The following is an 18,805-nucleotide window of genomic DNA, read 5'->3' as shown; positions in this document are numbered from 1 at the left end:
GCTCAATAATCAAACAAACAGTTTTGTTTATTTATCAAACAGACAACATTATTTCATTAATAAATAACAACTTAAAAACCATCACTAGAATTTATACCCGCATTTATTGAAAAAATTAGACCTTAGCATTAGAGGCATGCACAATTTAGTTTGAGGGCGGTACAATCCGTCTAGTTTTGAACAAGAATTGAGCGTAAACCATGTCTTTAGATCGTATCCGTTTAGCATCTCTCCATGACAAAGTCATGAGCGCAGAACAAGCTGCAACTTTTATCCAAGATGGTATGACTGTGGGGATGAGCGGCTTTACTCGTGCAGGCGAAGCAAAAGCTGTACCTTTAGCACTTGTAAAACAAGCCAAGGTAAATCCTCTCAAGATTACATTGATCACTGGTGCGAGTTTAGGTAATGATCTAGACAAACAATTGACTGAAGCAGGTGTACTTGCTCGTCGTTTACCGTTCCAAGTCGATAACACATTACGTAAAGCCATCAACAAAGGCGAAGTGATGTTTATCGATCAGCATTTGTCAGAAACTGTTGAGCAAATGCGTAATCTTCAATTGAAAAAACCTGATGTTGCTGTGATTGAAGCCATTGCAATTACTGAAGATGGCGGCATCATTCCAACCACTTCTGTAGGTAACTCTGCAAGCTTTGCAATTTTTGCTGAAAAGGTGATTGTTGAAATCAACACTAATTTAAGCCCTGCTTTTGAAGGCTTACATGATATTTATATCCCAACCTATCGCCCTACTCGTCAACCCATCCCATTGACACATGTTGATCAACGTATTGGTACACCTGCAATCAATATCGATCCTGCAAAAATTGTCGGTATCGTGATTAACAGCGAATTCCATGACTCTCCATCAACAGTGACTTTACCGGATGATGAAACGCAATCGATTGCAAACCATTTGATCGCATTCTTTGAGAAAGAAGTTGAAGAAGGTCGTTTGCCTGCGAACCTTGGTCCATTACAAGCAGGAATTGGATCTATTGCCAATGCAGTATTAACAGGTCTGAAAGAATCAAACTTTGAAGACTTAGTGATGTACTCAGAAGTACTTCAAGACTGTACTTTTGAATTGATTGATGCGGGTAAAATGAAATTTGCTTCAGGTTCATCAATTACGCTTTCTGCTAAATATGGCGAAAAAGTATTTAACAATCTTGAACAATACAAAGATAAATTGGTTTTACGTCCACAAGAAATTTCAAACCATCCTGAGTTAGTTCGTCGTTTAGGTATCATTGGTATCAACACTGCACTTGAATTCGATATTTACGGCAACGTCAACTCAACTCACGTTTGTGGTACCAAGATGATGAATGGTATCGGTGGTTCAGGCGACTTCGCGCGTAATGCACATTTGGCTATTTTCGTAACCAAATCAATTGCAAAAGGCGGTGACATTTCTTCTGTTGTACCATTTGCCTCACATATTGATCATGCTGAACATGATGTTGATATTCTGGTTACTGAACAAGGTCTTGCAGACTTACGTGGTTTAGCACCACGTGAACGTGCACGCGCTGTAATCGATCACTGTGCTCACCCAATGTATCGTGATGCCTTAAATGATTACTTTGATCGTGCATGTGAAAAAGGCGGTCAAACACCTCATATTCTTCGTGAAGCGCTTTCTTGGCACTGCAACTTTGAAGAAACAGGTCATATGTTAACCACACAAGATCAAGCTAAAAAATCTGCATAATCTTTCTGCATAATCTTTTAGCTCAATAAAAAACGCCCAAAGGGCGTTTTTTATTGTCTGTTGCTTTAACAGGTTGATATGTTCGTTGCAAAAAATGGCAATCAAATAAAATAGCTCTACGATCTATACATATCCACTTGCTCACAAAGCTTAAATGATCTTGCCTAGTCGACCATCTTTTCCTCAATAAATGCTACACCTGACTGATCCTGATTAATCATATCTACGGCTTTTTCAGCAATCATAATGGCAGGTGCATTGGTGTTTCCATTGACCACTTTAGGCATGATGGACGCATCCACCACACGTAAGTTCTGAATACCATAAACACGCAATCGTGGATCAACCACAGCCATTTCATCCACGCCCATTTTACAACTTCCTACAGGGTGATAAACCGTGTCTGAGCGATCTCGTAAAACCTGTCGAATCTCCTCATCCGTGTGGACATTTGCAGTAAACAAATCTTCTTTGATCATGCTTTTAAACGCTTCAGACTGCATTAAAGTTTGCGTGAGCTTAAAACCTTTGACCATTTCTTCTAAATCAGACTCTTCTCCATAAAAATTTGGATCAATCAATATTGGATCGTCGATACTTGGACCACTGATCTTGATCGTGCCACGACTTTTTGGGTTCAGTAAGCACACATGACAAGAAATGCCATGACCTGTATGTAAAGTCCGAGCATGGTTATCAACCAATGCAATCACAAAGTGTAATTGTAAATTCGGTACTTTTTGCTCTGCTGAGCTTTTAATAAAACCGCCACATTCAGCAAAATTAGTCGTAAGCAAACCACGCCGCTCTTTTCGATAACGTCCTATTTGCTTGATTAGATCAATAGACCCAGGGATGGATAGTCCAAAAGTTCCCTGTATTTCACGTACTTTATAGCCAAAGATAAAATCAGGATGATCATGAAAATTCTTGCCCACACCGGGTAAGTGTTTTTTCACCTCAATCCCATGTTCCATTAACTCATGTTGGTCACCGATACCAGATAGCATCAAGATTTGAGGTGACTGCATTGCACCAGCACTGAGTAGCACTTCACGTCGCGCGTGGATCTGTTTCAATTGACCATTCTGCTTATACTCCACACCCACAGCCACACCGTTTTCGATTAAAATTCGCTGGGTTTGCGCCGAGGTCTCAACTGTTAAATTTTTTCGTTTAAGATGTGGAAAGAGATAAGCCCGAGCTGAACTACAGCGCTCACCATTAATATGAGTGACTTGATAAATGCCTAAGCCTTCCTGCTCTTCGCCATTAAAGTCATCCAAAATTCGATAGCCCTGCTGTTTCGCAGCTGCAAGATATTTTTGTTGAAGTGGATTGTCACTGTGTAAATCAATCACAGACAATGGACCATCATTACCATGATATTGATTTTTAATTCTTTGATTATTCTCTGATTTAATGAAATAAGGTAAAACCTCATCATATGACCAGCCTGTATTCCCTAAAGCCGACCAATCATCATAATCTTGTCGATGCCCTCGGATATAGACCATTGCATTGATTGCAGATGATCCACCCAGACACTTACCACGTGGTTGGTAGCCTTTGCGACCGTTCAAACCTTTCTGAGGAACAGTTTCAAATGCCCAGTTATTAATTTTTGTAGGAATGCTAATGACCGCTGCGCAGGGAACCTCGACTTTCCAGCCATCTCCAGTACCACCTGCTTCAAGCAAACAAACAGAAACCTGTGGATTTTCAGATAAACGACCAGCCAAAACACAACCTGAGCTTCCACCACCAACAATAATATAATCAAATTCCTGTTTATTCATATGAAATTCCATTTTTGTTTTAAATTATTCCTCAATCATTATGCATATTTTCAAGCAATAAAAAATAATCATTCGTAACCGCACCATTCCACTCCAAATTTAGAATGTCTATCAAACATTTACGCATTGTTTAAAAAATCAACTTATCAAGATGCACTTTTTATATTAATCTGATGCAAACATTCTTTTAAAAACAAGAGATAAAAGAAAGCTATGTTTATCATTAGGCAGTTTCAGGAAACCGACTTAGATGATGTCATTGCACTTTGGGAGACATGTGATTTAACACGTCCATGGAATAGCCCAGAGATTGATATCTTCCGAAAAGTCGCTCAAAAAGATGGATTATTTTTATTGGCGGTCAAAGATGAACAGCTGATTGCTACCGTGATGGGCGGTTATGACGGACATCGTGGCTGGGTAAATTATCTTGCCGTGCATCCACATGATCAACGTAATGGCGTGGCAACAGCCCTCTTACAACAGCTTGAAAAGCGCTTGGTTGCATTGGGCTGTCCAAAGTTGCAACTGTTGATCCGTAAAGACAATATTGATGTACAAAGTTTTTATGAGCAATTGGGCTATGAAGAGATTGAGGTGGTTTGCTTAGGTAAGCGGCTGATTCAGGATTAAGAACAGCCTCATCAAATTAACCTCATCATGGGTCTAATGCTATCGGTTAAAAGTGAGGCATCATCTACACCGCGTTAAAAGTATTTATTGCAATGCTGTCGAAGTTTCAGAGCTGTACGTATAGCTAAATACACTTAAAACCTATAACCATAAGCAATTCCCAAAATATCCTGACTCATTTTAATTTTAGCCTCACCACCACCAAATGCAGGAGAAATTGGTCCTTTCACCTCATTTTCCAAGGCATGTGTATAGGCAATACTGAGTTCTTGATGAGGATCAATATTCCATGTTGCACCAACACTGAGATGGTCTTGAATGACACCAGGTGCAAGAATATTTAAAAAAACCTCTTGCGCTGGAATGGGCTGATCATTATGGCTATAGCCTGCCCTTAAAAGCAGTCGAGGGTGTGCTTGATAAGATACCCCCAATTTATAGACATTGATGTCTTTCCAACCAAATCCAGGACCCTGTGGAGAACCAAAAAGCTGTCCCTGCTGTAGCTGCCCAACATCAAATGAATGTCCAACAGATTTCACATCTGAATAGTTAATCCGTTGTACATCTACTGCAATGGTGAATTGAGGGCTTACTTTTAATGCTGCACCCACTGCATAGTTTTCAGGAACATCAAAATCTCCATGTTCAGCAAATAATCCTCGATATTGATCAAAACGATCAGCATTGATTTTTGAAGCATAACTCGCACCTAAAGTTAAGCGGTCATTGAAGAATATGCCTGACCAGCCCACTCGTGCTCCTAGACCTGTAGCACTCTGCTTTCCTCGATTACTGAGGTTTGAAGCATCTGAAGAAAATCCAGCAAACCCCTGAATTCCCCTTGTCTCAAAACGTTGATATAAAATATTCGTTGCAACACCCACAGATTGATTTGTAGCATATTTCCAAAATACCGCAGGAGAGACAAAAACTTGCGTTAAATCGACCCCAGCCGTGCCCCTATTGCCAAATGCAGCAAACGGATTATCCTGATAGCCTGTATTCATGCCACCATTGCCATACACTGCTAAACCTAATGCCACTTGGTCATTGATTTGATGATTTAAAGCAATTTCTGGCAATACAAAATACGCTCGTCCATTGCCATCATATGAGCCATTCGCATTCGGCAGTTGATTTGCAGTGATGTTTGCAGAACGATCAGGTGAAAAAATACTCGCCCCAATGTCAATACGGTTTCCAACCCAACTTAAACCTGCTGGGTTATTAGCGATGCTGAGTGCCTCCTGAAATTGAGCGATCGATACACCTGCATTACCTTGGGCTTTTACACCATAGGCATGCATAAAATAGCCTGTTGTCGCAGAAGAATTCGAGCTAAATAAAACCCCAGCAATTGCCAGCCCCGTAACTTGAGATATAAATTTCATCGAATCATCTTATCTTTAAATAATATATAACTAAGTATATTGTTAGCCATATATCTTGTAATCCAAGATAAAATGAGATCATTATTCTATTTTTTCATAAAACACTTTTTCTTGACTTGTTTCACTCGACCTAGGCGCAAGAATACAGGAAATTCTATTTTTAAATCTTCATATTCACTGCTTAGTTGTTCAGCCAGTTCAAGTAAGGGATGATCTTGATTTTTTTCACAATGATGTTTAATTGCCGACCATGTCGATAAATATTTTAACAGTTGTGCTGCTGACCATTGATACTGCATTTTAAAACTGGCAACAGTTATTTCTTCAAATGGGAATGGAATTGTCTGATATTCTTCGTCAATATAACGGCGCTCAGCATCCCAATAACCGTTTAATTTTTTAAAATATACATCTTGAATCATGGAATGAATGACTTTATTCTCAACTTGAATTAAACCATATCCGATGACAGCAAGGATTCCCTGCGGTTTAAGTGTTCTTTGAACCTCTTTATAAAACCCGTCAAAATCAAACCAATGAATTGCCTGCGCTACAGAAATTAAATCAAAACTGTGAGCTGCAAATGAGGTGTGTTCAGCCGATTGGACCTGATAGCTAACATTATCAAAATAAGGTGCAAGCTGTAGTTGTTTTTCGCTCAAATCGGTGGCAACAATATGATCAAAATAAGGAGTCAGTAGTTGAGTGAATTGTCCTGAACCTGCACCACAATCCCATGCAAAACTACGCTCAGGAACATGATTTAATATTTCCTGAACCACATCCTGTGGATAACTGGGTCGTGCTTGTTGATAAAGCGCACTGCCTGATGAAAATAAATCTTTCATTGTTTTTTATAACAATCTATTCGTTTTATAAAAATTTATTCTACGTCATTTCCACATCAGCTCAAGGCATTTTGTAAGACAATTAAAATCATTCCTCTGCACCGTATTTTAATCGGTTTATTTTCCAGAACGCTCACAATGACATTGAACGCTAAAAATAGGCAATAAAAAACCCCAAACAATGTTTGGGGTTTTTCAAATATGGTGGCGAGACCCAGGATCGAACTGGGGACACACGGATTTTCAATCCGTTGCTCTACCTACTGAGCTATCACGCCGATGCGGTGTATTAAGCCGTATCTGTATTCAATAGTCAATAAAAATCATGACTTTTTTATTCAAGCGAATATTTTTTACCCAAAAAAAATCCCTGATGGGATCAGGGATTGAAATCTTAAAGATTTTTAAATATGGTGGCGAGACCCAGGATCGAACTGGGGACACACGGATTTTCAATCCGTTGCTCTACCTACTGAGCTATCACGCCGATGGGGCGTATTAAACAATTTAATCCATAAGCCGTCAAGTATAGAAAGCATTAAAATCATTCAACAGTCTATTTTTACAACAAAATCAGCTTATTTACGCGCTAATGGATGCTTTTTCACACATATTTGAGCCATACATTGTTTGAATGATCTCGATTAGCATAACCAATTTGCGCATATTCCGTTTTTGAATCTGTTCAAAATGCACTTAAAACTAACCATTTCACCATCCCTTGTTCTTGAGCAACTTGTTTTTGAGCAAAGCAAGCAAAAGCAATGACTCAAGCTGCTTTAGGCATTCAGAAAACTCAAATCGCTTAGATTTTACCGAGATGCGCTAAACAACGATGTATTGCACCGCAACCTGGCTCAAAGTTCTTTACACCCTTTTCTTCTTCAATTCGGCAAACTTCCTCAACCAAACGTTCAGCAACTCCTCGCCCTCGATTGGCTGGATGTACCACAATATTTTCTAAAGTTCTGCTTTCACCTTGTCCAGTACACCATAATGCCCCAATAATCTTTGTATTAAATTCTGCGACATAAAGTAGGGTATAATGAGCCAAGTTTTGCTCAAGTTGTTCTATGGCGTCATGACCATCCCCAAATTCGGGGCTGGTGTCATATAATCGCTCAAGCTGATCGCGAACTTCTTCATTTTCTAGTGAAGTTTTAGCATGTACGGTAATAGGCATTGATTAACCCTCCTGAGCAATCTAATATGCTGTCACTTTCGTCACAGCGAAACATCTTTACATCAAACTTTTAATTTTTGACGTTTTTTGAGGAACGTGTCTATGGCGCAACGTATCAGTGAAGTGGTAAGAAACACCAACGAAACTAAAATTCGAGTTCGTGTGAATCTTGACGGTACTGGTCAAGGCACGCTCAATACAGGTGTTCCCTTTTTAGACCATATGATTGATCAAATCAAGCGTCATGGTTTATTTGATATTGATATTCATTGTGATGGCGACTTGGAAATCGATGATCACCACACCGTAGAAGATTGTGGGATTACGCTAGGACAAGCCTTTGCACAAGCGCTTGGCGATAAAAAAGGCTTAAAACGTTATGGTCATTTTTATGCACCACTTGATGAGTCTTTAAGCCGTGTCGTTGTTGATCTATCAGGTCGCCCAGGATTGTGGATGGATATTCCATTTACTCGTGCACGAATTGGTAGCTTCGATGTCGATTTATTCTCAGAATTTTTCCAAGGCTTTGTTAATCATGCCTTAATGACCTTGCATATCGACAACTTAAAAGGTAAAAATAGCCATCACCAGATCGAAAGTGTGTTCAAAGCGTTTGCTCGCGCACTACGTATGGCATGCGAAGTTGATCCTCGCGCTGAAAATACTGTTGCTTCTACCAAAGGAACCTTGTAATGACCCGTATTGCCCTTCTTGATTATGGCATGGGAAACCTTCATTCAGCAGCTAAAGCACTCGAACATGTCGGTGCAACTGTAGATGTGACCAATGATCCAAAGCTGATTGCTCAAGCAGATAAAATTGTATTTCCAGGTGTGGGAGCAATGCGTGACTGCATTCAAGGCATGCATGAAGCAGGAATCGATGAAGTTGTACGTCAAGCTGCCTTCAATAAACCTGTGCTGGCAATATGTGTCGGTATGCAGGCTTTACTTGAGTCATCTGAAGAAAATGGTGGCACTCAAGCGCTGGGTATTTTTGATGGCATGGTCAAACATTTTCCAGATATGGAGGGATTAAAAGTTCCTCACATGGGCTGGAACCAAGTCCACCAAGCTGATCCTAGCCATCCAATGTGGAAAAATATCGAACAAGATGCACGCTTCTATTTCGTGCATAGCTATTATGTTGAACCTAAAGATTCAACACTTATTGCAGCAACATGTGATTATGGTTTGCAGTTCTGTACCGCAATTCATAAAGAAAATCTATTTGCTACACAATTCCATCCAGAAAAGAGCCATACAGCAGGTTTACAATTGCTGAAAAACTTTGTGGAATGGAATATTTAACACCTCAAGATAAAAAAAATCAGAGCCAATTTAAATTGGCTCTGATAACTCAAATTGCTACAAAAAATAAAGTTTTAAACTTTTGACTACTTGGTCTTTTAGACACACTCCAATAAAAACTTTAATACTTATTGATTCAATGGCTTATAGATGAAAAACAACACGCTTATCAATGATGCACTGCTTCATCCCAATGGACGTTTTGGGCGTTTATCACTCATTGCATGGTTAACCATTCTCACCCTTATTTTATGCTCCCTAAATCTTTATATCTCATTACAGATGTTGAATACCGACGAAGATTTTAAGCAAATTGAACCTTTGGCTTTGTTTTTATGGGCGACCTTACACATCTCATGTATCTATACATTTTTTATACTCATCATTCGTAGACTGCATGATCTTAATCGTTCTGGTTGGTGGAGTGTGTTGATTTTGATCCCGATTGTACAGGTGCTTTTTTTGTTTTTAATCTTTGTCACACCTGGCTCTTTTCATAATAATCAATACGGTAGCAGTAGATTAACACCTATTTGGGAAAAAACCGTTGCACTGATCTCAATCATTTTCATCCCCATCTTAACCATCGTGGTCATCTATATTTTGGCGATCTCTCCCCCACCGAAAACTGATCCGCAAATCGAATTTGAAGGATCTCATCACGTGATGCAACCATCACGTTAATCTTTGGTAACAAAGCCACCTTCTAACGGTTCAACATTGATTTTAATCTCTGCTTTTAAGTTTAAAGCGGCATAACGATCTTTAATCTCATTGATTAACTGCTCCATGGTGGCATGGCTTAAATCCAGTTCAGATTCAGCATATGCCTTACTCACAAGTTCCGTTTTGTCTTGCTGTTTAGCTTCCATATTCCAACGTTCAGTCATACCCACTAAACGTGCCAATTCAATTAAACTTTGTGCGCTTGAAGGTGTAGAATTATGTAGCCATTTACTCATTGTACCTTTTGAAGTTTCCAGCACATTGACAATATCACTGGCCTTTATATTTTTATCTTGAATCAATTGCTTTAAACGTTTTGCACCTTCGATAAAAAGATCATCCTCTTTTTCTACCATCTGCTTAATTCCTGTAATTTCATCTCACAAAACTATCATCTTTTATTCAAAGTTTGTTATAACACAATATCGTTAAATTTTTTTATGCCTTACCTGCTCAATTTTAGTCGACAAAGCAAGTAATTTATGAAATTTCAGCTACCCCTGAAAACTGAGAGCTAAAATTTGTGAATGATCAAAGCCAACAAATCCCAAGCAAGGAACAAATTCTAAGCTTTCCACGTTTTGAAAATTTGCCTTTAAATAAAATTGTGGTGATTAATACGCTGGAACAGTGTCATGAAATTTCAGAAGAATTAGCAAAAGCGACTTTACTCGGCTTTGATACAGAGTCAAAGCCAACTTTTATAAAAGGTGAAGTTCAGACAGGACCTCATTTGATTCAACTTGCCACTGCGGAGAAAGCTTATTTATTTCAGGTTTCGCCTGAAATTCTAAACTTTTTAAAACCCTTTTTAGAAAACACAAATCAACTCAAAGTGGGCTTTGGTCTAAAAAATGACTTACATTTATTTCGTAAAAAAGGGGTAGAACTACATCGTGTGATTGAGCTTTCGAAACTTTTCTCAAGCTTCGGAATGACCAGTCCATTAGGCATTAAAAATGCGATGGCGCTCCTATTTCAGGTTCATTTTCCTAAAAGTAAATCAATAAGTACCTCGAACTGGGCGAAAAAAAATCTGACCATTCCTCAAATTCTGTACGCCGCAGCAGATGCTTATGCGCCAGTTCTTATTTTTAAGGCACTTCTCGATTTAAATTTAATCCCAGTTGATATCATCAAAATCACGACTGAATTGGGGATCAATGAAAATAAAAGCCCCAACTGACACTTAGAAATTGATCAAGTTTTTGCTAAGATGAACGCCAATGAATTTCTATGAGAATAGGCAAGGAGCGAAAGCATGCTGATCATCCCTGCAATAGACCTGAAAGATGGTAAATGTGTACGTTTAAAACAAGGTCGTATGGAAGACGATACTGTATTTTCTGATGATCCAGTTGCAACGGCACAACATTGGGTAAATGAAGGTGCACGCCGTTTACATCTGGTTGATTTAAATGGTGCTTTCGCTGGTACACCAATCCATAAACCTGTGGTTGAAGCAATTGCCAAAGCGCAACCTGAACTACCGATTCAAATTGGTGGTGGTATCCGCTCTTTAGAGACGATTGAGCATTACCTAGATGCAGGTGTGTCTTTTGTGATCATTGGAACCAAAGCCGTTCAAAACCCTGAGTTTGTCGAAGAAGCATGTCAAAAATTTGCAGGTCATATCATCGTCGGTATTGATGCAATGAACGGTATGGTTGCTACAGATGGCTGGGCAAATGTGACTGATGTAAAAGCGACTGATCTTGCAAAACGTTTTGCTGATGCAGGTGTATCAAGCATTGTTTATACAGACATCGCACGTGATGGCATGATGCAAGGTGTCAATGTTGAGCAGACTGTTAATCTTGCACAATATTCAGGTCTTCCTGTCATCGCATCAGGTGGTGTTACTAACTTAGATGATGTACGCAACTTAAAAGGTCAACCAGGTATTTTAGGTGCAATTACTGGACGAGCAATCTATGAAGGCACGCTCAATCTACGTGAAGCTCAATTATTGTTGGATGACCAAGCATTCTAACTTCAGTTAATTTGTATAAAGAGAACCGTAAGGTTCTCTTTTTTATTCCTTCAATCACAACAAAAATCTAAACTAATGTATTTTCAAAATGCTGCATTTCTATTTTTTGTGCCAAAAAGGGTTTTAAAGCCTTAAACCAATGTTTAAATTCTTCTGTTTTCATAAAAACATCTGTGTGTGCTTTTAAATCAGTCCAGTGAATTTGTAGAATATATTGTTGATTATTCTCTATTCCACGAATCAATTTAAATTTTTCACACCCTTGTGCATTTCTAAAAATGTCGGATAATTCATAAAATTTCTTTTCGAAAGCCGATTGCTGACCCTCAATAATATGAAATAAAGCTTGTTCAATGACCATGGCTTATTTCTCTTTATGCATATTTTAATAGTTAAAGTATAACGCTTTCAGGTGACAATTTAATGATCGCCTCTCATTTATTACCAAACTTAACCTCAGCATAATTCTGTGCTTTCGCGTAAAATAGCGATGCTTTCTTTTGCCCTCTTGTTCTTTATGTCATCCTCTCCCTTTGCTTTATTTTTAAAATCGAAAATACCTCAGATTGCCCTGATCATCATGACTATGATTTGGGGAGGTACTTTTGTCGTTGTGCATCATGCCTTGAATTATAGTTCTCCAATGTTCTTCGTAGGTTGCCGATTTGCAGCGGCAACCATCGCTGTCGGATTATTGTCATATAAATATCTCAGAGGCATTCATCTAAAAGAAATTATTGCTGGGGCACTGATTGGCAGCATGATTGCTGGAGGTTATGGCTCACAAACCGTAGGAATGCAAACCATCAGTAGTAGTGAGTCTGCATTTTTAACGGCGTTGTATGTCCCTTTGGTACCCATCTTAATTTGGCTGATTTTTCGTAAAAGACCTCACGTGATGACATGGTTAGGTGTCTTACTGGCATTTATCGGGTTAATTTTCTTAACAGGCAATGGCTTCAACCAAATCAATCTCAATACAGGGCAAATTGTAACCCTACTCGGTTCTTTTGCGATTGCAATGGAAATTATTTTGATTGGTTACTTTGCAGGGAAAGTGAACATTCAGCGAGTGACTGTCATTCAGTTGGCTTTTGCCTCAGTGTTATCTTTTGCATCAATGCCCTTCGTTGGAGAACATCATATCCCCGCCTTTTCGTGGGAGCTGCTTATACTGGCTGTAGGATTAGGATTGACCAGTTCTATATTGCAACTGACCATGAACTGGGCACAACGTTCAGTTGATCCATCTCAAGCAGCAGTGATCTATGCTGGCGAACCTGTATGGGCAGCATTATTTGGCAGAATTGCAGGTGAACGCCTTCCCTTAGTTGCACTTTTTGGTGGATTACTTGTGGTTTTGGGCGTTATCGTCAGCGAATGGAGACCTCGATTTTTAAACAGAAAACAACATCAAAAAAGTACTCACACCATATAAAAAAAAAAACAGCGTTTCAAGGTAAACGCTGTTTTTTACTTCAGTCATTCTTTCAATTTTTAGTCAGGTTTATAGCGGTAAAGCTTGATCATCATTCAAAACGATAATCCCTCGAATCGCTCGATAAACAATCCATATCCAAGAAAGAAATAAAGTCACACCACAAAACACTGTAGCGCCGAGTGCTACACCTGCAAATGCGTTGACATTATCCATAGTGAAAAAGAGAAAAAGAAATGGAATAAATGCAACGATGGTCCAGATCAAGTACCACCAAAATGTTCTGATTTGCCACTTAAAATGGCTTTCAAAAATCGTACCTCGAACAGAATCTAATTTTACGTAATTAATAATCAATGCAACAATTGCTAGAATTCCAGCGGAGAAAATCGCAATAATGTAAAGAATGTATAAGATTAAGGTGAGAGATTTACTATTGTTTGAATCGACATAATTACTCATCGCAAGCCCTTTTTTAAAACTTGGCGAATTCACACTAAATGTGAAATACATTTAAAGGTGAAATTAACCATAAAATCAATAAAATATTAAAGACTATGGTACAGAAATAGATATTTCGAAAAGGTTGTTTTTGTGTTTTATGTCGTAAGCGTTGTTGTGCCAACCATGCAGCGGGCCAGCCGCCTAAAAAGGCTAAAATATGTAAGGTATTTTCAGGCACCCGACGCTGATTCATTTGTGCAGCTTCTTTGTCCTGCGAATAGAACCAATAAGTCATGACATTGATAATACTGACAAAAAGCAGAATCATACCATTTAATAAACCACTTATACTTAAGATTGCCAAAACCACTATATAAACGATACATATGATTTGCATCGGCTGTAATGAGGAGGCTTTTTGGGCATTCAGTGTATTCTGACTGGTTCGATTTGTTTTGGCATGAACAGTTTGAGTTGCTTTTAAATAAGTCACTTGCTTGGCTTTATAACGTCCTTGTCCATCTAACTGCACCACATATTCAAGTGCACAGCCCACTATGGGACGTGGACCTTTTTGCGCAAAGTCTTTGATATGCAGGAATACACGCTCTTTTAGTCCATCATTGGGTTGAATAAAGCCATAGCCTTTGTCATCAAACCACTCAACTAAACGACCTTGATCACGCATTTTTTATCCCACACATTTATTAAGCTGTTACAAATTTCAATCTTTCAATCAACATATTACGCATTTCTTGTGGATTTTTCTGCAAGATATCATCCCCTGTTCGAGCTGATTCAGCATTGATTTGTGCAATCTGCAAACGCATCATCCAAAAGCGTCCTGCCGCCATTGCCAAATATAATTCTAGACATGCCTTTTCATCTTCGGTCAGTGGACGAACTGAACTATAAGCATTTAAAAATGCCATTGCCTTGGCTTCATTTAAAGTAACTTCAGGATATTCTGTACAAAAATCATTTAATGTAATGGCAATATCAAACAACAATTCATCTTGATTCATTTCATAAAAATCAAGGATTCCTTTGAGGTTGTCCCCTTCAAACAGCGTATTGTCACGAAACAAGTCAGAATGAATCCAACCTTTAGGTCTATTTGGATACATCTGTGTTAATGCTTGATACAACCCCAAGAGATTATCAAGTAGCGCTTTATCGGCTGGACTTAAAGTCGGTTTGATTTGTTTCGCCACGTTGTACCAATAGTCATGATCGCGGGCGATTTTGCGCTGTAGTGGAAAATCTTTTAATGCGATATGCATCTTTGCCTGAGCCATCGCAATCTGTTCAACTTGAGCAATGCTTGATGGCATAGGATGTTTGCCGATCATACGTGGTGCAATCTGCGCAGGTTTATCCTTCAACGTATGAATAGATTGACCTTCATATTTGAGTGGTACAGGGACAGCCAGCCCATATTCGCCTAAATGCTCTAATACAGGGATCAACTCACCTGCCGCTTGCGCATCCATATTTTCAAATAAGGTTAAAACAAACTGTGTTCCATCACGACAAATGATAAAATAGTTGGTATTTTGGATACCGCCTTGAATTGGGTTCAGCTCAACCACCTCTAATCCATAAGGTGCTGCAAAGACCTGAACTTCTTGTAAACTCAAAGTGGTATAAACCGACATAGAAAACCTGCGAAAAAACTTACATAAGTTTGATAGAATAACCGCTTCGGCTATTGTGGTGCTATAGCTAAGTCACGAAGTTTCATCATCGACTGTTATTTTTTGGAAAAAATTATGCTCGCTAAACGTATTATTCCTTGCCTAGACGTAGATAATGGTCGTGTGGTGAAAGGTGTTCAATTTCTTGATATCCGTGACGCAGGTGATCCTGTAGAAGTAGCTCGACGATATAATGAACAAGGTGCCGATGAAATTACTTTTTTAGACATCACTGCAACCTCCAATGGTCGTGATACGACTTATCGCACTGTAGAACGTATGGCGGAAAGTGTATTTGTCCCTTTAACTGTCGGTGGCGGTGTACGTAAAGTTGAAGATATTCGCCTATTGTTAAATGCAGGCGCTGATAAAGTCAGTATTAACTCCGCTGCCGTGTTTAACCCTGAGTTTGTACAAGAAGCCTCTCAGCGCTTTGGTGCACAATGCATTGTCGTTGCGATTGATGCCAAAAAAACTGCAGAAAATAAGTGGGAAATTTTCACCCATGGTGGACGTAAACCTACAGGGATTGATGCCATTGAATGGGCAGTAAAAATGGCGGAATACGGTGCAGGTGAACTATTGGTTACGTCTATGGATGCTGATGGAACCAAAGCAGGTTATGACATTGGTCTCATGCGTCAAATCAATGATCGTGTCACCATTCCAACGATTGCTTCTGGTGGCGTAGGTAATTTACAACACCTTGCAGATGGTATTTTAAAAGGTGGAGCAGATGCGGTATTGGCAGCCTCGATCTTCCATTTTGGTCAATATACGATTCCTGAAGCAAAACAATATCTCGCAGAACAAGGGATTGAAATGCGTCTTTGATGAATAACGTTTTATCTAGATTAAAAACTATATAAATAATCTCATACTTCAATCAACATACTGCATCATGCTGAAAACGCCTTCTTCCACTGGGAGAAGGTTGTATTGAGCGCTTATTTTATTTCGAATGCTCTATTGAATAAGAAAATGAAAGTATTCTAAAGTGATGAGTTATTCATGGTTTTATATCACCTTTATTAAGTCTAAATTAAAACAACATAAAGAAATCAATTAATAATATTTATTTTCAAATAAAATTTTACAATTTATTTGTCATGATTTTTAAATAGAGAATTCACTCAGTAATGATAAAATAAATGAAAACAGTCACATTTCCATTTTTAATATCAGCGTCTTAAAATAAGCCCATCCTTCAATATAAATCAGGGAATTAACCCTATTTACTGAAACTCCTATATTTTTCCAGTATTTTTACTATGAAAAAAAATCATGAACCTAAGGTATTTCATATTCTTTTTATTTCATTTAATCTTGATTGAAATAAGCCTTAAATTTTGTAGTTGATGATGGAGTTAATAAAAATAAATAAGGAGGATTAATCAGCTCATGACTTATTCATACGATTATACACATCGGCATGTCTTATTTGGGATGTCTGAGTCCATGCATATTTATCATCGTGCAACCAGTTATGAACATCTCGCCCTGAATAATCACTATAGTGTGCATTATGATTTACATCGTCATGAGCGCGTTTATACCTATCAGCGTAATGCGATTTGGAATTTTTTACATGCCGCATTGAAAGGTTATAGTAAAGCACAATATAAACTCGGAATGATTTATCTACAGGGTCAACTGGGGCTGTCTCCTGATCAATATAAAGCCAGAAAATGGTTGTTACTTGCAGCCAATCAAGGGCATACCGAAGCGCAAAATCAACTTCACCATGCTTACCTGCAATAAAAAACCAGCTCAAAAGCTGGTTTTTTATTGTAAAATCAGTGTTTAGCCACCAATTTTTTTGTATTTAGTACGCTTCTGCACAGCTGCATCACCTAAGCGAGCCAAGCGATACGCTTCGTATTCAGCATAGTTACCTTCGTAGAACTCCGGCTGTTCATTTTCAAATGACAAGATATGCGTTGCAATACGGTCGAGGAACCAACGGTCATGCGATACCACCATCACTGTACCTGGGAAGACTAAAATCGCATCTTCTAGCGCACGTAAAGTTTCGATATCCAAATCGTTTGATGGCTCATCCAGTAAGATCACGTTTGCGCCCATTTGAAGAATCTTAGCAAGTTGTAAACGGTTACGTTCACCACCAGATAATTCTCCAACACGTTTTTGCTGATCTTGACCTTTAAAGTTAAAGCGACCGATATAGGCACGAGAAGCAATCTCGTATTCACCGATTCTTAAGATATCTAAACCGCCAGAAACTTCTTCCCAAACTGTTTTATTGTTGTCTAAGGTGTCACGAATCTGACCAACATAGGCGACTTTAACAGACTCACCCAGTGTCACAGTACCTGTATCAGGTTGCTGCTCACCTGTCATCATACGGAATAAGGTGGTTTTACCTGCCCCGTTTGGACCCACAATACCCACAATCGCTGTAGGTGGCACAGTAAAGGTTAGATTTTCGTACAATAAACGACCATCAAAAGATTTACTGATGCCTTCAACTTCAACCACTTTATTCCCTAGACGTGGACCAGGTGGAATATAAATCTCTGAAGTTTCATTACGTTGTTGGAACTCACGCGAGTTAAGCTCTTCAAAACGCTCCATACGTGCTTTATTTTTCTTTTGTTGACCTTTGGCATTTGAACGAACCCATTCAAGTTCTTTTTTCAATGCTTTAGCAAAAGATTCTTCTTGCTTTTGTTCTTGCTCTAAACGGGCATTTTTTTGCTCTAACCAAGACGAATAGTTACCTTGGTATGGAATACCATGCCCACGGTCAAGCTCAAGAATCCACTCTGCCACGTTATCCAAGAAATAACGGTCATGGGTAATCGCCACGATTGTACCAGCAAAGTCTTTCAAGAAACGTTCTAACCAAGATACAGACTCTGCATCCAAATGGTTCGTCGGTTCGTCCAGCAATAACATATCTGGCTTAGACAGCAATAAACGGCATAGTGCAACACGACGACGCTCACCACCTGAAAGCAAAGTTACATCTGCATCCCAAGCAGGAAGATTTAATGCAGCGGCTGCCTGATCCATTTGATTGGTCAGGTTATGGGCATCCCAAGAATGAATGATTGCTTCTAATTTCTCTTGCTCTTTTGCAAGTGCGTCAAAATCGGCATCTTCTGCTGCGTATTCAGCAAAAACCTCATCTAAGCGTGCCAAGGCATCCAATGGCTCACGTAAACCATCTTCAACGTTACCACGGACATCTTTATTTGGATCTAATGGTGGTTCTTGCTCTAGATAACCGATTTTAATACCTGGTTGTGCACGAGCTTCACCTGAGAAATCTTTATCTACGCCAGCCATAATACGGAGCAAAGTAGATTTACCAGCACCGTTTAAACCAAGCACACCAATTTTGGCACCTGGGAAAAATGATAAAGAGATGTCTTTTAAGATTTCGCGTTTAGGCGGAACCATCTTCGACACACGGTTCATCGTGTAAATATATTGGGCCACGTAGGACTCCTCTATAATGAATAAAAATTCGCAAAATGCGAATAGGCTTTACTCGAATGTCATCTGTAGCGACTTGATAAACAAAAACATGGTTTTGTTTATATCCACTTGCAACTCAAATTCACTCAGTCTGCGCGATAAAACTCAAAAA

20 protein-coding genes and 2 tRNA genes are annotated in these 18,805 nt (G+C 38.9%); 10 read left to right on the top strand and 12 right to left on the bottom strand.

Annotated features, from left to right (window positions below):
• Positions 1 to 200: 200 nt before the first annotated feature.
• Positions 201 to 1,721, top strand: coding sequence for a succinyl-CoA:acetate CoA-transferase ScpC (scpC, locus tag AC1Z3T_RS16720; RefSeq protein WP_004825459.1), 1,521 nt, complete (start codon positions 201 to 203; stop codon positions 1,719 to 1,721).
• Positions 1,722 to 1,885: 164 nt separating this feature from the next.
• On the opposite strand, the gene AC1Z3T_RS16715 is transcribed toward scpC, so the two are convergent.
• Entirely contained in the window at positions 1,886 to 3,520 is a 1,635-nt protein-coding gene (locus tag AC1Z3T_RS16715) for a GMC family oxidoreductase (RefSeq protein ID WP_151806357.1), read from the bottom strand.
• 213 nt (positions 3,521 to 3,733) lie between these two features.
• Here AC1Z3T_RS16715 and AC1Z3T_RS16710 point away from each other — a divergent pair, with 213 nt between their 5' ends.
• The gene (locus AC1Z3T_RS16710; RefSeq protein WP_004825465.1) at positions 3,734 to 4,153 is read left to right on the top strand and encodes a GNAT family acetyltransferase; all 420 of its coding nucleotides are present in this window, start codon (positions 3,734 to 3,736) and stop codon (positions 4,151 to 4,153) included.
• A gap of 134 nt (positions 4,154 to 4,287) precedes the next feature.
• On the opposite strand, the gene AC1Z3T_RS16705 is transcribed toward AC1Z3T_RS16710, so the two are convergent.
• The 5 genes from AC1Z3T_RS16705 to AC1Z3T_RS16685 form a co-directional block, all read right to left on the bottom strand.
• Positions 4,288 to 5,547: an OmpP1/FadL family transporter gene (locus tag AC1Z3T_RS16705; protein ID WP_483396791.1), complete on the bottom strand. Its 1,260-nt coding sequence runs from the start codon at positions 5,545 to 5,547 to the stop codon at positions 4,288 to 4,290.
• Between the two features lie 86 nt (positions 5,548 to 5,633).
• Entirely contained in the window at positions 5,634 to 6,395 is a 762-nt protein-coding gene (locus tag AC1Z3T_RS16700; protein ID WP_483396790.1) for a class I SAM-dependent methyltransferase, read from the bottom strand.
• A gap of 202 nt (positions 6,396 to 6,597) precedes the next feature.
• Positions 6,598 to 6,673 (bottom strand) — tRNA-Phe (locus tag AC1Z3T_RS16695).
• Between the two features lie 133 nt (positions 6,674 to 6,806).
• A tRNA-Phe gene (locus AC1Z3T_RS16690) sits at positions 6,807 to 6,882 on the bottom strand.
• A 318-nt stretch (positions 6,883 to 7,200) separates the two neighbouring features.
• Positions 7,201 to 7,578, bottom strand: coding sequence for a GNAT family N-acetyltransferase (locus AC1Z3T_RS16685; RefSeq protein WP_005034402.1), 378 nt, complete (start codon positions 7,576 to 7,578; stop codon positions 7,201 to 7,203).
• 102 nt (positions 7,579 to 7,680) lie between these two features.
• Between AC1Z3T_RS16685 and hisB the strand changes: the two genes are divergently transcribed.
• The 3 genes from hisB (at position 7,681) to AC1Z3T_RS16670 (ending at position 9,575) form a co-directional block, all read left to right on the top strand.
• Positions 7,681 to 8,274, top strand: a complete 594-nt coding sequence (gene hisB / locus AC1Z3T_RS16680; protein WP_004825477.1) for an imidazoleglycerol-phosphate dehydratase HisB — start codon at positions 7,681 to 7,683, stop codon at positions 8,272 to 8,274.
• The gene (gene hisH, locus AC1Z3T_RS16675; RefSeq protein ID WP_004825479.1) at positions 8,274 to 8,891 is read left to right on the top strand and encodes an imidazole glycerol phosphate synthase subunit HisH; all 618 of its coding nucleotides are present in this window, start codon (positions 8,274 to 8,276) and stop codon (positions 8,889 to 8,891) included. The genes hisB and hisH overlap by 1 nt, the downstream gene beginning before the upstream one ends.
• A gap of 150 nt (positions 8,892 to 9,041) precedes the next feature.
• Positions 9,042 to 9,575, top strand: coding sequence for a DUF805 domain-containing protein (locus tag AC1Z3T_RS16670; RefSeq protein ID WP_483396789.1), 534 nt, complete (start codon positions 9,042 to 9,044; stop codon positions 9,573 to 9,575).
• Here the strand turns inward: AC1Z3T_RS16670 and AC1Z3T_RS16665 are convergent.
• Positions 9,572 to 9,973, bottom strand: coding sequence for a transcriptional regulator (locus AC1Z3T_RS16665; RefSeq protein ID WP_004825483.1), 402 nt, complete (start codon positions 9,971 to 9,973; stop codon positions 9,572 to 9,574). The genes AC1Z3T_RS16670 and AC1Z3T_RS16665 overlap by 4 nt on opposite strands.
• A gap of 167 nt (positions 9,974 to 10,140) precedes the next feature.
• Between AC1Z3T_RS16665 and AC1Z3T_RS16660 the strand changes: the two genes are divergently transcribed.
• Both AC1Z3T_RS16660 and hisA read left to right on the top strand, forming a co-directional pair.
• On the top strand, positions 10,141 to 10,803 hold the full coding sequence (locus tag AC1Z3T_RS16660; protein WP_151824290.1) for a 3'-5' exonuclease: 663 nt from the start codon (positions 10,141 to 10,143) through the stop codon (positions 10,801 to 10,803).
• A gap of 75 nt (positions 10,804 to 10,878) precedes the next feature.
• Positions 10,879 to 11,610: a 1-(5-phosphoribosyl)-5-[(5-phosphoribosylamino)methylideneamino]imidazole-4-carboxamide isomerase gene (gene hisA / locus AC1Z3T_RS16655; RefSeq protein WP_005034409.1), complete on the top strand. Its 732-nt coding sequence runs from the start codon at positions 10,879 to 10,881 to the stop codon at positions 11,608 to 11,610.
• 67 nt (positions 11,611 to 11,677) lie between these two features.
• Here hisA and AC1Z3T_RS16650 read toward each other — a convergent pair whose 3' ends face one another.
• Complete coding sequence (locus AC1Z3T_RS16650) at positions 11,678 to 11,971, bottom strand: antibiotic biosynthesis monooxygenase family protein (protein WP_004825489.1); 294 nt, start codon at positions 11,969 to 11,971, stop codon at positions 11,678 to 11,680.
• A 156-nt stretch (positions 11,972 to 12,127) separates the two neighbouring features.
• On the opposite strand from AC1Z3T_RS16650, the gene AC1Z3T_RS16645 reads away from it, so the two are divergent.
• A complete protein-coding gene (locus AC1Z3T_RS16645; RefSeq protein ID WP_009583987.1) occupies positions 12,128 to 13,048 on the top strand; it encodes a DMT family transporter in 921 nt (306 codons plus the stop codon).
• A gap of 69 nt (positions 13,049 to 13,117) precedes the next feature.
• On the opposite strand, the gene AC1Z3T_RS16640 is transcribed toward AC1Z3T_RS16645, so the two are convergent.
• Genes AC1Z3T_RS16640 through AC1Z3T_RS16630 form a run of 3 tightly spaced genes read right to left on the bottom strand, consistent with a single transcriptional unit; the run spans position 13,118 to position 15,150 of the window.
• Entirely contained in the window at positions 13,118 to 13,510 is a 393-nt protein-coding gene (locus AC1Z3T_RS16640) for a DUF4870 family protein (RefSeq protein WP_005034414.1), read from the bottom strand.
• A 34-nt stretch (positions 13,511 to 13,544) separates the two neighbouring features.
• Positions 13,545 to 14,180 (bottom strand): DUF1294 domain-containing protein, encoded by a 636-nt coding sequence (locus AC1Z3T_RS16635; RefSeq protein WP_199993535.1) that lies wholly within the window; start codon positions 14,178 to 14,180, stop codon positions 13,545 to 13,547.
• Positions 14,181 to 14,199: 19 nt separating this feature from the next.
• Positions 14,200 to 15,150 carry a homoserine kinase gene (locus AC1Z3T_RS16630; protein ID WP_100884367.1) on the bottom strand — a complete coding sequence of 317 codons (951 nt, stop codon included), beginning with the start codon at positions 15,148 to 15,150 and terminating at the stop codon, positions 14,200 to 14,202.
• Positions 15,151 to 15,264: 114 nt separating this feature from the next.
• Here AC1Z3T_RS16630 and hisF point away from each other — a divergent pair, with 114 nt between their 5' ends.
• Together hisF and AC1Z3T_RS16620 are read left to right on the top strand one after the other, a co-directional pair.
• Entirely contained in the window at positions 15,265 to 16,023 is a 759-nt protein-coding gene (gene hisF / locus AC1Z3T_RS16625) for an imidazole glycerol phosphate synthase subunit HisF (RefSeq protein WP_004825500.1), read from the top strand.
• 567 nt (positions 16,024 to 16,590) lie between these two features.
• Positions 16,591 to 16,950, top strand: coding sequence for a tetratricopeptide repeat protein (locus AC1Z3T_RS16620; RefSeq protein ID WP_208475543.1), 360 nt, complete (start codon positions 16,591 to 16,593; stop codon positions 16,948 to 16,950).
• A 42-nt stretch (positions 16,951 to 16,992) separates the two neighbouring features.
• On the opposite strand, the gene ettA is transcribed toward AC1Z3T_RS16620, so the two are convergent.
• Positions 16,993 to 18,654 (bottom strand): energy-dependent translational throttle protein EttA, encoded by a 1,662-nt coding sequence (gene ettA, locus AC1Z3T_RS16615; protein WP_004825504.1) that lies wholly within the window; start codon positions 18,652 to 18,654, stop codon positions 16,993 to 16,995.
• Positions 18,655 to 18,805: the final 151 nt, after the last annotated feature.

Source organism: Acinetobacter sp. B-6, from assembly GCF_056930735.1.
Note: the sequence above shows the minus strand (reverse complement) of the source record. Positions and strands in the feature narration are given on the sequence as shown.

Bases quoted from the DNA above. Each gene is read 5' to 3' on its own strand.
- AC1Z3T_RS16700 (WP_483396790.1), bottom strand. From the start codon at position 6,395: ATGAAAGATTTATTTTCATCAGGCAGTGCGCTTTATCAACAAGCACGA.
- AC1Z3T_RS16635 (WP_199993535.1), bottom strand. From the start codon at position 14,180: ATGCGTGATCAAGGTCGTTTAGTTGAGTGGTTTGATGACAAAGGCTAT.
- AC1Z3T_RS16710 (WP_004825465.1), top strand. From the start codon at position 3,734: ATGTTTATCATTAGGCAGTTTCAGGAAACCGACTTAGATGATGTCATT.
- AC1Z3T_RS16715 (WP_151806357.1), bottom strand. From the start codon at position 3,520: ATGAATAAACAGGAATTTGATTATATTATTGTTGGTGGTGGAAGCTCA.
- hisB (WP_004825477.1), top strand. From the start codon at position 7,681: ATGGCGCAACGTATCAGTGAAGTGGTAAGAAACACCAACGAAACTAAA.
- AC1Z3T_RS16685 (WP_005034402.1), bottom strand. From the start codon at position 7,578: ATGCCTATTACCGTACATGCTAAAACTTCACTAGAAAATGAAGAAGTT.
- AC1Z3T_RS16630 (WP_100884367.1), bottom strand. From the start codon at position 15,150: ATGTCGGTTTATACCACTTTGAGTTTACAAGAAGTTCAGGTCTTTGCA.
- scpC (WP_004825459.1), top strand. From the start codon at position 201: ATGTCTTTAGATCGTATCCGTTTAGCATCTCTCCATGACAAAGTCATG.
- AC1Z3T_RS16640 (WP_005034414.1), bottom strand. From the start codon at position 13,510: ATGAGTAATTATGTCGATTCAAACAATAGTAAATCTCTCACCTTAATC.
- AC1Z3T_RS16670 (WP_483396789.1), top strand. From the start codon at position 9,042: ATGAAAAACAACACGCTTATCAATGATGCACTGCTTCATCCCAATGGA.
- AC1Z3T_RS16665 (WP_004825483.1), bottom strand. From the start codon at position 9,973: ATGGTAGAAAAAGAGGATGATCTTTTTATCGAAGGTGCAAAACGTTTA.
- AC1Z3T_RS16620 (WP_208475543.1), top strand. From the start codon at position 16,591: ATGACTTATTCATACGATTATACACATCGGCATGTCTTATTTGGGATG.
- AC1Z3T_RS16650 (WP_004825489.1), bottom strand. From the start codon at position 11,971: ATGGTCATTGAACAAGCTTTATTTCATATTATTGAGGGTCAGCAATCG.
- hisH (WP_004825479.1), top strand. From the start codon at position 8,274: ATGACCCGTATTGCCCTTCTTGATTATGGCATGGGAAACCTTCATTCA.
- AC1Z3T_RS16645 (WP_009583987.1), top strand. From the start codon at position 12,128: ATGTCATCCTCTCCCTTTGCTTTATTTTTAAAATCGAAAATACCTCAG.
- AC1Z3T_RS16705 (WP_483396791.1), bottom strand. From the start codon at position 5,547: ATGAAATTTATATCTCAAGTTACGGGGCTGGCAATTGCTGGGGTTTTA.
- hisA (WP_005034409.1), top strand. From the start codon at position 10,879: ATGCTGATCATCCCTGCAATAGACCTGAAAGATGGTAAATGTGTACGT.
- hisF (WP_004825500.1), top strand. From the start codon at position 15,265: ATGCTCGCTAAACGTATTATTCCTTGCCTAGACGTAGATAATGGTCGT.